The 13628-nt window shown below is 52.1% G+C and carries 10 protein-coding genes; 3 read left to right on the plus strand and 7 right to left on the minus strand.

What is annotated here, in order from left to right:
* Positions 1 to 3: 3 nt before the first annotated feature.
* The 4 genes from CAFE_RS02780 to CAFE_RS02795 all read right to left on the minus strand — a co-directional run bounded on the left by CAFE_RS02780 (position 4) and on the right by CAFE_RS02795 (position 4833).
* Positions 4 to 1053: an ABC transporter permease subunit gene (locus CAFE_RS02780; protein ID WP_156989720.1), complete on the minus strand. Its 1050-nt coding sequence runs from the start codon at positions 1051 to 1053 to the stop codon at positions 4 to 6.
* A gap of 1 nt (position 1054) precedes the next feature.
* Complete coding sequence (locus CAFE_RS02785) at positions 1055 to 2143, minus strand: ABC transporter permease (RefSeq protein ID WP_066649595.1); 1089 nt, start codon at positions 2141 to 2143, stop codon at positions 1055 to 1057.
* Entirely contained in the window at positions 2140 to 3654 is a 1515-nt protein-coding gene (locus tag CAFE_RS02790; protein WP_066649592.1) for a sugar ABC transporter ATP-binding protein, read from the minus strand. The genes CAFE_RS02785 and CAFE_RS02790 overlap by 4 nt, the downstream gene beginning before the upstream one ends.
* Positions 3655 to 3726: 72 nt before the next feature.
* Positions 3727 to 4833, minus strand: coding sequence for an ABC transporter substrate-binding protein (locus tag CAFE_RS02795; protein WP_166525050.1), 1107 nt, complete (start codon positions 4831 to 4833; stop codon positions 3727 to 3729).
* A gap of 463 nt (positions 4834 to 5296) precedes the next feature.
* On the opposite strand from CAFE_RS02795, the gene CAFE_RS02800 reads away from it, so the two are divergent.
* Positions 5297 to 6349: a substrate-binding domain-containing protein gene (locus CAFE_RS02800; protein ID WP_066649587.1), complete on the plus strand. Its 1053-nt coding sequence runs from the start codon at positions 5297 to 5299 to the stop codon at positions 6347 to 6349.
* A gap of 312 nt (positions 6350 to 6661) precedes the next feature.
* Positions 6662 to 7519, plus strand: a complete 858-nt coding sequence (locus CAFE_RS02805) for a helix-turn-helix domain-containing protein (protein ID WP_066649584.1) — start codon at positions 6662 to 6664, stop codon at positions 7517 to 7519.
* A 68-nt stretch (positions 7520 to 7587) separates the two neighbouring features.
* Here the strand turns inward: CAFE_RS02805 and CAFE_RS02810 are convergent, their stop codons facing one another.
* From CAFE_RS02810 to CAFE_RS02820, 3 genes are all read right to left on the minus strand, one after another.
* Positions 7588 to 8454 carry a carbohydrate ABC transporter permease gene (locus tag CAFE_RS02810; protein WP_066649582.1) on the minus strand — a complete coding sequence of 289 codons (867 nt, stop codon included), beginning with the start codon at positions 8452 to 8454 and terminating at the stop codon, positions 7588 to 7590.
* Between the two features lie 12 nt (positions 8455 to 8466).
* On the minus strand, positions 8467 to 9354 hold the full coding sequence (locus CAFE_RS02815) for a carbohydrate ABC transporter permease (protein ID WP_066649580.1): 888 nt from the start codon (positions 9352 to 9354) through the stop codon (positions 8467 to 8469).
* A 114-nt stretch (positions 9355 to 9468) separates the two neighbouring features.
* A complete protein-coding gene (locus CAFE_RS02820; protein ID WP_156989721.1) occupies positions 9469 to 10794 on the minus strand; it encodes an extracellular solute-binding protein in 1326 nt (441 codons plus the stop codon).
* A gap of 385 nt (positions 10795 to 11179) precedes the next feature.
* On the opposite strand from CAFE_RS02820, the gene CAFE_RS02825 reads away from it, so the two are divergent.
* Positions 11180 to 13354, plus strand: a complete 2175-nt coding sequence (locus CAFE_RS02825; RefSeq protein WP_156989722.1) for a glycoside hydrolase family 3 C-terminal domain-containing protein — start codon at positions 11180 to 11182, stop codon at positions 13352 to 13354.
* Positions 13355 to 13628: the final 274 nt, after the last annotated feature.

The following is a 13628-nucleotide window of genomic DNA, read 5'->3' on the forward strand; positions in this document are numbered from 1 at the left end:
TCGCTATTTGCTGCGATTTTTCACATAGGCGAACACGCTTTGCAGGACGATGAAGAAGCACAGCAGAGCGGCCGTGGCGATATTAGCCCAGCTGGACAGCAGCTTGCCGTTCGTGGTTACAAGCGTGTGAATGGTACCTGTGATCTGGACGCCGAACAGCGAACCGATCACATTGCCGACTCCGCCGGTCAGCAGCGTACCGCCGATGACGGCGGACGCGATGGCATCCATTTCAAAGCCCTTCGCTTGCTGCACCGAGCCGGACATGGTGTTCAGGCAGTAGCAGATGCCGCCGATGGAACACAGGAAGGAGGACAGGACATAAGCCATCAGCTTGGTGCGTTTCACGTTCAGGCCCATCATGGCCGCCGATGTTTCATTTCCCCCCACCGCATACAGCGCGCGGCCGAATTTCGTGTACTTTAACAAAAGAAAGATAACAACCACCGTCACAAGGGCAATTATGACCGTGGGGCGGATGAACGGGATCTGGACCTTCCCTCTGTTGTTGGTATAGCCCAGGAAAGCCGGCAGGTAAATCTTTGCGTTTGCCCACGCATAAAAAGTGGGGTTGGCCTTTTCCGTGATGCTTATCTGGTCCGTACAAATCACCGCCGTCATCCCTCGGGCGAAGAAAAGACCGGCCATCGTAACAATGAATGGCTGGATCTGCAGATAGCCGACCAGAAAGCCCTGAACGAAGCCGAACACAATGCCGACCGTCAGTACGAAAACGAGCAGCGGAATGCTGGGATATCCTTTTACCCCCATCCCGTAGGCAAGAATCATGCAGTCCATCGCGATCAGGGAGCCGACCGAAATATCGATCCCGCCGGTCAGCATCACGCAGGTCATGCCGCAGGCCACGCAGATCAGGCCGGCGTTTGTGATAAACAGATTCAGAAAGGTCTGCACATGGGCAAAGCCTTTTCCGGAGTAGACAATGCAGCCGACGGCATACATCACGACAAACAGCGCAATCGTAATAAAGAGCAGCAGCGTGTTGCTGTCTATGCCGCGTTTCGCCCGGTCGAGTTGATCTTTCCCGCTCATGTTACGCAACCCCCTCTCCGGATCCCGACTCGGCGGCGACTTTGGCGATTGTCAGCTTTCGCGCGGAGCGGTTTCCGATCCAGTCTCTGAAAACGGGAGCCTGCACAACAACGATAATCACAACGATGATAGCCTTCACGACGGGGGCCTGGTCGGTGGAAACGCCCATGGCCAACAGCGTCGTGGTGATTGCCTGGATCGTGTAGGCGCCGATGATGGAACCGGCCAGGGTAAACTTGCCTCCGGCCAGGCTGTTTCCTCCCAGCGCCACGGCGAGAATCGCGTCCAGTTCAAAATTCAGGCCGATGTTGTTGGAATCCGCCGAATAGATGCGGGAAGATGCCACGATACCGGCGATTCCCGAGCACAGGCCGCAGATCAGGTAGCAGAGAAAGCAGATCCAGCCGGAGTTAATGCCGGAAATATGTGCCGCCCGGCTGTTGACGCCGACGGATTGAATGTACAGGCCGAGCGAGGTCTTTCTCAGAAAAAGCGCCGCCACCGAGATCACGGCGATGGTGACGAAAATCGCCGTCGGAATCGGAATGCCCGGGATAAAGTTGCCGAGATACTTGTAAGGGTCGTATCGGATGTAAGTGATCTGGTTGTCGCACAGCAGCAGACCAATCGCCCGGGCCGCTGTGAAAAGGATCAGAGTAGCCACCATGGGCTGGATTTTCAGGTTGGCGACCAGGACGCCGTTGAACGCGCCGCACAGACCGCCCAACAGAACTCCGCCCAGCATTCCGAGGGCCATCGGCATTACCAGGGTGCTGGTGCTGTTCACGCCGTAGCCGGCCAGAAGCGTGCAGCATCCGCAGGCGGAAAGACTCATGACGGAGCCGACCGAGATATCGGTGCCCGCGGAAACGGCCACAACCAGCGTTTGGCCGACAGCCAGAATGGCGATTTCGCTTCCCCGGTTCAGAATGTCGATCAGGCGCCCGTACAGCACCCCGTTGTTGATGGCGATGGAAAAGAAGCTTGCGCTTTTCATCAGGTTAATGAGCAGGACCAGAACCATGCAGAAAATGGGCAGAAACAGTTTTTGCCTCGTCGCCCTCTGCAGACTGTTTCTCAAAACGCTCATTGCTGTTCACCTCCGGCGATGGCGGCCATGACGCTTTCCTGCGTCATCTCACCATCGATTTCTCCCACTTTGGCCCCGTCCCGCATGACGCACATGCGGGAACAGGTTCGCAGCATCTCGTCGATTTCAGAGGAAATGAAGACGATGCTCATGCCTTCGGAAGCAAATTTCAGCACAAGCCTCTGGAATTCCGTCTTGGTGCCGATATCGATTCCGCGCGTCGGTTCATCCAGAATCAGAAAGTCCGGATGAGTGCACAGCCAGCGCGCCAGAATCACCTTTTGCTGGTTTCCGCCGGAGAGCTGGCTGAGCGGCGTTTCCCGGGAGGGCGTCTTGATCTGCAGCAGATCGATAAATTGGTCCGCCAGCTCGTTTTGCTTTGCCATGGGCAGCGTATGGAACAAACCCTGCCTGGCCTGCAGAGCCAAAATGATATTTTCTCTCACGGACAGTTCCGCGAAGCAGCCGTCCGCTTTTCGGTCGTCCGGCAAAAAGCCCATGCCGGCCTTGATGGAATCAATCGGCGCGTTGATTTTCAGGTCCTTTCCGTGCATCTTTTCCGTCCCGGTCTGCGCCCGGTCCACTCCGTAGATGCAGCGGACCATTTCGCTGCGCCCGCTGCCAAGAAGCCCCGTGACGCCGACGACCTCGCCCTTGCGGATTTCGAAGTCAAAAGGCTTGATGGTTCCTTTGTGGCTCAGATTCCGCGCTTCCACCACCAGTTCTCCTCCGGCAGCCGAGGCTCCCTCCGGCTTGATGGTTGCCAGATCGTCGAAATCCTTGCCCAGCATGGCTGCGACAAGCTGCATGCGCGGCAGCTCCGCAACGTCATACTCGTTCACGAATTTCCCGTTTCTCATGACGGTGATCCGGTCGCAGACCTCGTACACCTGCTCCAGAAAGTGCGTCACAAAAAGAATGCCGACACCCTTTTTCTTCAGACCGCGCATCAGATGAAACAGTTTTGCAACCTCCGTGTCGTCCAGAGAAGAGGTGGGCTCATCTAAAATCAGAACCTTGCAGTCCATATCCACCGCGCGCGCGATGGCAACCATCTGTTGAATTGCAAGGGAATAATTTTCCAGGATATTGGTCACGTCCAGGCGGATTTTTAAGTCGTCCATAATTTTCCGCGCCTTCCGGTTCATGACCTTCCAATCGACCATTCCCAGCTTTGTGCGGGGTTCCCGGCCGATGAACAGATTTTCCGCAACGCTGAGGTTTGGACACAGGTTAACCTCTTGGTACACAGTGGCGATTCCGATTTTTTGTGCCTCCTGTGTGGAATGGTTGAAAATGTTGCCCTCGATGCCCGCCATGTGGATTTCTCCCGCATCGCGCTCGTAAACGCCGGTCAGGCATTTGATGATCGTTGACTTTCCCGCACCGTTTTCTCCCATCAGCGCATGAATCTCGCCCTTCCGCAAAGTCAGCTGCGCATGGTCGAGGGCCACGACGCCTGGAAACGTTTTTGTAATGTCCCGCATTGTAATCAGAATTTGTTCCTCCATGGCCATGCTCCTCTTTCTGTAGTTTAAAAGGGTGGCTCCGACGTGAGGGGCCACCCTTTTCCCGGTCAGCGGTTAATAGGCTTTGTCAACAACGTCCTGCGTTACGTGAATCAGCGGTTCGGTGACGTCATTGCCCGCGTTGTTTGTGTAGGAAATATCAGTCAGGACATCTTCCGACACATACCACGGTTCTTTCATGTAAGTTTTCTTTTCAACCGTCTGCCCGGCGGCCAGCTTCGAGATGATGTCGGCGCAGAAAGGTCCCTGCAGCGGATTGCACTGGAAGTCCGCGTTGATCTTGCCGGAGAGCACTTCTTTCAGCCCGGCCTTGCAGGCGTCGAAGGAAATCAGGACCACGTCTCCGTCAATTCCGTATTTCACGCCGGCTGCGTTCATGGCGTCCTCGGCGCCGAACGCTTCGTTATCGTTCTGGCAGACGACCACATTGAACTTGCCCTGATAAGATTTGCAGTAGGATTCCATGACGGACTGCCCGCCGTCCTGAGTGAAGTTGCCGCTTTGGGAATCAAGGATTTTCCAGCCGTTCGCGTCGGCGTATTTCTTGAAGCCGTTTGTACGGCCGATCTGAGCCGAAGAACCGGTGGTGCCCTCGATTACCAGGGCGTTGATTTCCTTAATGCCCTTCTTTTCGGCATAGGCTTTCAGCCATGCTCCGGCGGCCAGTCCTTCGTTTGTGAATTCGGAGCCTACCCAGGAGACGTACTTGTCGGAATCGTCGATCGTGCGGTCAATGACGATTACGGGAATCCCGGCGCTCTGCGCTTCGGTCAGAACGGTGTCCCAGCCTGTGGAGACGATTGGGTCAATCACGATGTAATCCACGCCCTGCTGGATGAAGTTGCGGACCGCTTCCAACTGCTTGGCGGAGTTGTTATCGCAGTCCACGAACTGCAGATCAAATCCTTTATCCTTGGAAAATGCGGCCTGAACGGAATTGGTGGAGGCTGTGCGCCAGTCCGATTCGTGCCCGACCTGCGCAAAGCCCACGGTAATCAGGTCGCCGCCGGAACTGCCGGCCGGCGCGCCGGCTTCGGAGGAACCAGCCGCCGAAGTACTGTCTTCGGATGCGTTGCTTGCGGAAGAGCCGCCGGAGTTGCAAGCTGCCAGAGAAAATACCATCGCTAGGGACATTGCGAACGCCAAAAACTTCTTCATCATGATCTCCCCTTTTTCGTAATAATTGTCTTTCCTTTATGTTGACGCGCATTTGCACGCAGGCACGCAGACTTGGGAGAACGAAAGCACGGATATAAATTTTATATAATATTTAGAAAGAATATTTTCTTTACTTTAGTTTATTTTAAGCACTTATGAACTAATTGTCAATAATTAAAATGGGCGATAGGGATAATTTTATTTAATATGTATATATAGCGCTTTTATAACTTATGCATTATTTAAATTTAACTTAATTTATTATATCAATTTTTTTATAAATTAATAAATTAATTTAGTTGGATTGCTTGATTTTCGGTGCGTTTTCCCCTATAATAGAATAAAATCAGTCTACAGGCATGCTTCTTCGCGCACTGTCGCAAGGTCCGCCGTGATTGATTCCTCTACTTTTTTCAAATTCTGCAAGCTTTAATCTTTTCATTACACTCTAATGGGGGTAGAGAAATTGGAGGTCACCGCAAAAAATATCGCCGAAAGACTCGGCGTTTCCGCTTCCGCCGTTTCCCTTGCCATGAACGGCAAGCCCGGCGTGAGCGTTGCAACCAGAGAGAAAATTCTGGCGGAAGCCGTTCGTATGGGCTATTCGGTTCCCAAAAAGATTCTTCCGGCCGCATCGCAGAATATTCGTTATGTGATTTTTCTGGAAGGTGGAGACACCGTGAAGGAAACATCATTTTACTCCATAGTTCTGCAGGGGATTGAGGCAAGGGCAAAAGAGTACGGATACAATGTCCTGATCAGCTATTTTTATTCGAGCGGCAACTGGGAAGACCAAATCTCAACAATCTGCAAGGACGCCGCGGGGATTATTATTCTGGCGACCGAAGTGGAGGACAGGCACATCAACAAAGCGTACACGCACGGTCTGGAAAAGCAGGTGATCCCCATCGTCCTGGTGGATAACGCAACCAGCATGGTGGACGTGGACTGCGTGGTTTCCGATAATCTTCGCGGTGCCTATCAGGCAGTCACGTATCTGTTTGAGAAAGGACATCCCGACGTCGGCTATCTGCGGTCAAAAAGCCGCATTGACAATTTCAACGAGCGGCAGGCCGGCGTTTTGAAAGCGCGAAAAGAACGGGAAATCGACAGTCTGGCCCCCCTTCAGTCAATCGATGTCGGCATTTCCTCCGAGCAGGCCTATTACGACATGTGCGCCTGGCTGGATGCGGGAGGGAAACCGCTCTCGGCTTTTTTTGCGGACAACGATATTATCGCAGCCGCTTGCATCCGAGCGCTGAAATCCAGAGGGTACCGCATTCCGCAGGATGTTTCGGTCATCGGCTTTGACGACATGCCGGTCTGCACCATGATTGACCCAACGCTTACCACGATCCGCGTGATGAAAGAACAACTTGGAATGACCGCGATGGAAATTCTTCATCAAAGAATCACGAACGGAGAATACACGTTGGCCGACCGGAGGGTCGGCGTTTATCGCATCACGATTTCGACACACCTTGTGGAACGGGAGAGCGTTGTGGCTTACCGCACGTAATACGGGAGAAATCCATTCCCCCGAAAGGACACAACCTTTTTAGACACATGGGTCTGCTATCGGGCAGGTATTGGTTGCTGTTATAATTAAGCAATAAAAAGCAGAGAGCCGTCAGATTTTTCTGATGGCTCTCTGCTTATGTTATTTGATAGAACAATATGCCTGAAACATTTTCTGGTTCGCACTGAAAGACGGCTGTTCCGCTATTCGGAAAAATCATTCGAACTGCAACGGATATTGTGGTAGAATAAACTAGGAGAAAGTTTCCTGCGGAAAGCAAACGAAGCGGCTCTTTGACAGAGGAGGGCTTTTATGATTATTGACGGGTTCCATGAGAAGAAAATTTTTGATAATAGTTATCCGTTCCGAATGCTTGTCAATCAGAATGTCAATTTTTCCTATCCGCCGCACTGGCATAATGCGCTGGAATTAATTTATGTGCTGAAAAATGACTTTTTCGTTATGGTGAATTCAAAAAAATATAAATTAAAAGAGAAAGATATTCTTTATATTCCTGGCGGCGATATTCATGAATTCTGCAGCGAAACGGAGACCGGGGCGAGGATCTTTATTAATTTTGAATTTTCCAACTTGAATTCCTACGTCAATCTGGAAAGACTTTACACGCAGCTGCTTGACGTGCGGCTGATCACACCGGAAGACGGGGATCTCTATTCGCAAATAGAAACGGAGATTCAGAAAATTTTGAAGGAGCAGCAGATTGGAGGAATCGCGGACGAATTGTATTACACGGCGCGTATGCTGGATATTCTGGTTCTTCTGTGCCGGTGCGTCCCCGCTTCGGTCAATCTCGGAAATATGAAAAACGGCAACAGAAATGTCGGTCTTGATAAAATCGGAAAATCATTGGCATATATTGAAAAAAACTACACGGAGGACATCAGACTGAAAGACATTGCCCATGCCGCCGGGTTCAGCGAATATTATTTTTCGCGGCTGTTCAAGGAAATCACGGAGAAAAATTTTCATCAGTATCTGAACGAATACAGGATCAAGAAGGCGGAGGTGCTGATGATGGACCCGAATTACACGGTGTCCGAGGCCGCCTACGCCGTGGGCTTCAGCAGCATTTCCACATTCGACCGGGTGTTCCGCGGGATGAAGGGCTGTTCCCCAAGGGATTTTCGAAAGCTGCATACCGGGATATAATGAACTTCCCCCGCCGCAGGTTCTCTGCGGCGGGGGAAGTTTGTATAGGAAGAAAGTGAAAAGGAAGATTAACCTTTTATCGCGCCTGCAATCACGCTCTTTTGGATCTGGTTGCTGAACATCAGGTAGATGATCAGCGTGGGGACCGTGGCGATGACAAGGCCGGCCCCGATCGGCCCCCACTGGGTGCCCTGCTGGCCGGAAAGCGACATAATGCCGACCGTGAGGGTCTTTATTTTGTCGGCGCTGATAAAAGTATTCGCAAACATCAGTTCGTTCCAGGAGGAAAGAAAAGTAAAAATGGCGACGGTCGCGATTGCAGGGCGGACCAGGGGCAGAGAAATGTAATAAAATATGCGGTAGATGCCGCAGCCGTCCAGACAGGCGGACTCTTCCAGTTCCTTCGGGATATTCTGCAAAAAGCCGACCAGAATAAAGATTCCCATCGGCAAAGCGAACGCAACATAGGGCAGGATAATGGAAAAATAACTGTTGAGCAGATTCATGTTCTTTAAAACAATGAACAGCGGCAGGAGTGTGGCGTGAAGGGGGACCATCATACCGAGAAGGATATAAGTCAGAAAAAGATGGTTCCATCTCCAGTGCATCCGCACGATGGCATACGCGGAGGTCGTCAGCAAGATGGTAGAAATGATAATGGTAGCCCCCGTTACGATGACGCTGTTCAGAAGGTAAACGGCGACGTTTCCGCTTGTCAGCACCGTAAAGTAATTGGAAAATCTCCAGACTTTCGGGATCCCCATGGCGTTTCCGCTGTAAATTTCATTGTTGTTCTTAAAAGAGAAAAGGAAAAGCCAAATCAGCGGATAAACCTGTATCAGCGTATACAGCCCCAGAAAAGCGAACAGGACAATCGAAGAGGCTTTGACTTTCTTCTGTTTTTTTAGTGCAGGATGGTCGGAATGTATTTTCATATGTATCACCACTTAAGCTTCGTCTTGGTCGTTGCTGAAGAGCCTTTTGATTACCAGTGTGAACACAAGGCATTCCGCAATGATAAAAATGGCCATTGCGCTGCCGTATCCGTATTGATAGCGGGAAAAAATGGTCGTGTACATTAAAGTAGTGGGAACTTCCGTAGAATGCAGCGGACCGCCGCCCGTCATGACGTAGATCAGGTCAAACGCCTTAAACGACCCGGTGACGGCAAAGATGATACAAACGCAAAGGATTGATTTCATCAGAGGAATTGTAATATGAAAAGCGATTTTCAACTCGCTGGCCCCGTCGATGCGCGCCGCTTCGTAAATGTCCGGCGAAATCGATTTTGCGCCGGCGTACAGCAGCAGCATATGGTATCCGACGTACTGCCACAGCATGGCGGCGAAAACACAGGCCAGGGCGGTTTTTGAGTCGGCCAGCCAGGCGTTTGTAAGGGAATCGAGGCCGACGGCCCTTAGAACCCCGTTGAGCATTCCGTAATCGGAATTGTAGATTTTCATCCATAATTGCCCGATTACGACCGTGGAGATTATGACCGGGATGAAGTACACCGTTCTGAAAAAACGTTCCCCTTTGATTCCTCTTGCGAGGATCAGCGCCAACAGCAGCGAAATCGGGAGCTGGATGCCGACCGAGATCAGGGCCAAAACCAGAGAGTTGGCAACCGACTGCAAAAAGCCGTCGGTATTGTTAACAAACAGATTTTTATAATTTGTAAATCCGACGAATACCCCTTTAGAAAAGCCGTCCCAGTCCAGGGTGCTGTAATGGATCGAGAAAAAAATGGGTAAAACGACAATGATCGTAAAAAGGAGGAATGTTGGAAAAGTGAAAAGAAAAATTGCTTTTTTATCGCGCAGCATTTTTTCCATGATGATCAGCCTTCTTTCCTGAATCTTTCACAGCGGGCATTTTTTAGTAAAGAAAGGGATTTTCCCTGTTAAGTTTGCATAACAGGGAAAATCGGACTTTTCCGTCGGGCAGATTCAGGACTTGTTGACTTTTTGCTGCATTTGTTTGGCAAAATCCTGCGGGGAAATTTGTTTTCCGAACAGGCTCTGCACAAGATCCAGATGGGTCTGCGCGTCGTCCCCGGTCAGATACAGGTCCCAGGCGGGGACGCTGCCGGTCGAGCCCTTGACGATATTTTCCATGATTTCTTTGGACAGCGGATCGATTTTTGACTGGTCGAGACTGTCGTACTTCCATTCAGGCAGACCGCCGCCCGTCAGATACATGCCGCTTGAAAATTCGGAGGCGAGGTATTTGATAGCCTGAACGGCTTCGTCCTTATGTTTGCTGTTCGCACTGACGCACAGGGCGTCGGCGCCGCCGCCGAGGTATTCGGTATCTGTCCCTTTCGCGCCCGCGATCGTCGGGAATTTCACCGCGCTGACCTTTCCCTTCAGGGAATCGTCGATGACCTGCGCGTCAAAGTTGCCGCCGAAATACATCGGGATTTTGCCTTGGGTAAACATTGCGACGGATTCGTCGCGCGTGACGCCCAGGACATCCTTAGGGAACGCCCCCGCGTCCACCAGGTCCTGCAGCTTCTGCGCCGCCTCGGCAAACGCCGTCTGATCGTAGGACTCCTTCTTGTTCAGGGCGTCCAGGCAGAGCTGAGCGCCGCCCTCGCGGAGCGCAATCATGTCGTAATACCACATGCCGGGCCATTCGTCTTTTTCTCCGACCGTCATCGGCGTAATCCCTTTTGATTTGAATGTTTTGACCGCGGTCAGCAATTCGTCAAAGGTGGTCGGTACCTTGACACCGTTCTGCTCGAACAAATCGTTGTTTACATAGAGAGCGCCGGCCTGCTGATTGTAAGTAAGCCCGTATACTTTTCCGTCAAAAGTGATGTTGGTCAGCGCGCCGGACAGCAACTTGTCCTTTGTGCCGTCGTTCAGATAATCGTCGAGGGGAAGAATCTTTCCCGCTTTGACAAAGGGCTCGGTGAAGCCGCCGGCCCAGGTGTAGATGATGTCCGGGGCGCTGTCCGCCGCAATCGCGGTTTTGATTTTTGTTTTGTAGGCGTTGTTTTCGGTGGAACTTGCTTCAATCTGGATATTCGGGTGATCCGAATTCCACTGCTTAATGGTATTCTCCATGGTGTGCTGGGTGTCGTTCGTGTAGTTGTTCCAAAATGTCAGCGTGATTTTTTCAGCGGGGGCCGACTGAGAAGCCGTCCCTGCCTGCGACGAATTTTCCGTGCTTTGCGCGCTGCTGGCGTTTGGGGAACCGGCACATGCGGTAACCGTTGTCAATAAGACGGACAAACTCAGTATGCCAGCGAAAAGATGCTTTGCCTTCATAATTTCTCCTCCTTAAAATAAGTCCGAATCAAAAAAGGCGGGACACGAAAGATTCTCGGCCTTTTTCTGATTAAGCGGCGTGTTGCAAAAGTGGTCACATTTATAGATTTGTTCCGGCCGAATTATTTGGCCTGAACGAAATATAGCAAAGGCATTAAAAATGATTTATCAGTTTTTAATTAAAAGAAGACGCAAACAACGCAAATATTATTTAATTGCTCTAATGCCTTTCGTGAACATTATAAAAAGGTTCTTTCTTTTGTTCAATACGCTTTGCCAAATAGAGCAAAAAATGAGCAAAAATCGGCAAGGGCTGATAAGACTAGCACCTCTCAAAACGATAAGATAATATCAAACGCTGCAATTACAAATTTGGAGGCATTCCATGACGACGAATTTACCGCGCTACCTGAACGAGAAGCTGAGTTTTGAAGAAAGGGCCGGGGACCTTGTCTCGCGCCTGACACTGGAAGAAAAGATCTCCCAGATGCAGTATGAGTCTCCGGCGATTGAACGTCTCGGGATACCGAGTTACAACTGGTGGTCGGAGGCGCTGCACGGGGTCGCGAGGGCGGGGGTGGCCACGGTGTTTCCGCAGGCGATCGGAATCGCCGCAACCTTCGATGAGCGTCTGGTTCAAAAAATGGCGGACTTGATTTCCACCGAGGGCAGGGCGAAATACCATGAATACCAGCGTAAGGGCGACCATGATATTTTTAAGGGACTGACGTTCTGGTCGCCCACCATTAATATTTTTCGCGATCCGCGCTGGGGGCGCGGGCAGGAGACCTACGGCGAAGATCCCTGCCTCACCTCCCGGCTTTGCGTCTCTTTTATCCGGGGCATTCAGGGCAATCATTCCAAATATCTGAAAGCGGCCGCCTGCGCCAAGCATTTTGCCGCTTACAGCGGCCCGGAGGACGAACGCCACAGCTTTAACGCGGAGGTTTCCCAAAAGGATTTGTGGGAAACCTACCTGCCCGCTTTTGAGGCGGCGGTCTGCGAAGCGGGAACGGAAGGCGTGATGGGAGCTTACAACAGGCTGAACGGCGAGCCCTGCTGCGGCAGCAGGACCCTTCTGACTGAAATCCTTCGGGACGAATGGGGCTTTAAAGGCTACACCACGTCGGACTGCTGGGCGATCAAGGATTTTCACGAGGCGCATCGGGTGACGCAAAATATTGAGGAGTCTTCCGCCCTTGCGCTGAAAAACGGCTGCGACCTCAACTGCGGCTGCGCGTTTGCCAGCCTGGTCAAAGCGCACCGCGCCGGATTGGTGACGGAACAGCAGATCGACGGGGCGGTTTATCGCCTCATGCTGACCAGAATGCGTCTGGGGATGTTCGACAAAGCGGAGCACGTGCCTTACGCCTCGATTCCATACGAAAAAAACGATTGTGAAGAGCATCGGGAGTTTTCCGAACAAACGGCGGAAAAGTCGCTGGTGCTGCTGCGCAACCGGAACGGAATCCTTCCTTTGGACAGAGAGCGGCTCCGTTCCATCGCCGTAATCGGCCCCAATGCCGACAGCCGGACCGCTCTGCTCGGGAACTATTTCGGGACTCCGTCCGAATCCGTAACGGTGCTGGAAGGGATCCGTCGGTCTGCCGGCCCGGGAACGAGGATCTATTACGCGGAGGGCTGCCATCTTTATCAAAACAGCATGAGCCGTCTCTCGTGGAAGAACGATCGTCTGGCGGAGGCGGTCTCCGCCGCGGAGCGGGCGGACGTGGCCATCGTCTGCCTGGGATTGGACGCCAGCCTTGAAGGGGAGGAAGGCGACACCTCGAATGAGTTTTCCTCCGGCGACCGGCCAAACCTGAAACTGCCGGGCAATCAGGAGACGCTCCTGAAAGCCGTGCGGGCCACGGGCACGCCCGTCGTGGTCGTGCTGCTGTCCGGCAGCGCGCTCGCGGTCGGCTGGGCGGACGAACACGCCGACGCGATTTTGCAGGCCTGGTACCCCGGTTCTCAGGGCGGAAGGGCAGTCGCATCCCTGCTGTTCGGCGACTTTTCTCCCGCGGGAAGGCTGCCCGTGACCTTTTATCGCTCCGATGACGACCTGCCGGATTTCAAAGATTATTCCATGGAGAACAGGACTTACCGCTTTTTTCATGGAACCCCCCTGTATCCGTTCGGATACGGCCTGAGCTATACCACATTTTCTTATGAGCGGCCGGTCGTGGAAAAAGAAATTTCAGTCGGTTCCGACGCCGAAGTTACCTCGTGGGTTCGAAATACCGGAACACGGGAATCGGACGAGGTCGTCCAGGCGTATCTGCGGGATCTGAAGGCAAGCGTACGGGTCCCGAGGCATCAACTGGTCGGATTCCAAAGAATCCATTTAAAGCCGGGAGAGAAGGCACAGGTGAAGTTTATCATTTCCGCGCGCCAGATGGCGCTGATCGACAACAGCGGAAACTGTATCCTGGAGCCGGGGGAATTCCGCGTTTTCGTGGGCGGAAGCCAGCCGGACGAACGGAGTGCCGAACTTTTGGGGGCGGCCGTGCCCTCGGCTGTCTTTACGGTGACGGGCTCCCCTTTGAAAATGCGAAGGTAATTGCCGCCAAACGGATGGGGCGTTTCAAGGCGGCAAACGACGAACGACCGTCAAAATCCATGTTTTCAGTAAAAAATCTAAATAAGGAAAAACCGGGAAGAAAAGTTACATTTTTCGGTTTGCACGAGCATTTATTAGTTTTAAGCCTTGATTTTCTTAATTAAATATGCTATTATGCCTCTATTGTATTTGTTTGGCAATGAGGCCGGCAATTCCTTTTCGGGGATTGCCGGCTTTCTTTTTTAATGCTGGCCGGTCGGATAGCGCTTATCTC

It is taken from the genome of Caproicibacter fermentans, from assembly GCF_009746625.1.
GTDB lineage: Bacteria > Bacillota > Clostridia > Oscillospirales > Acutalibacteraceae > Caproicibacter > Caproicibacter fermentans.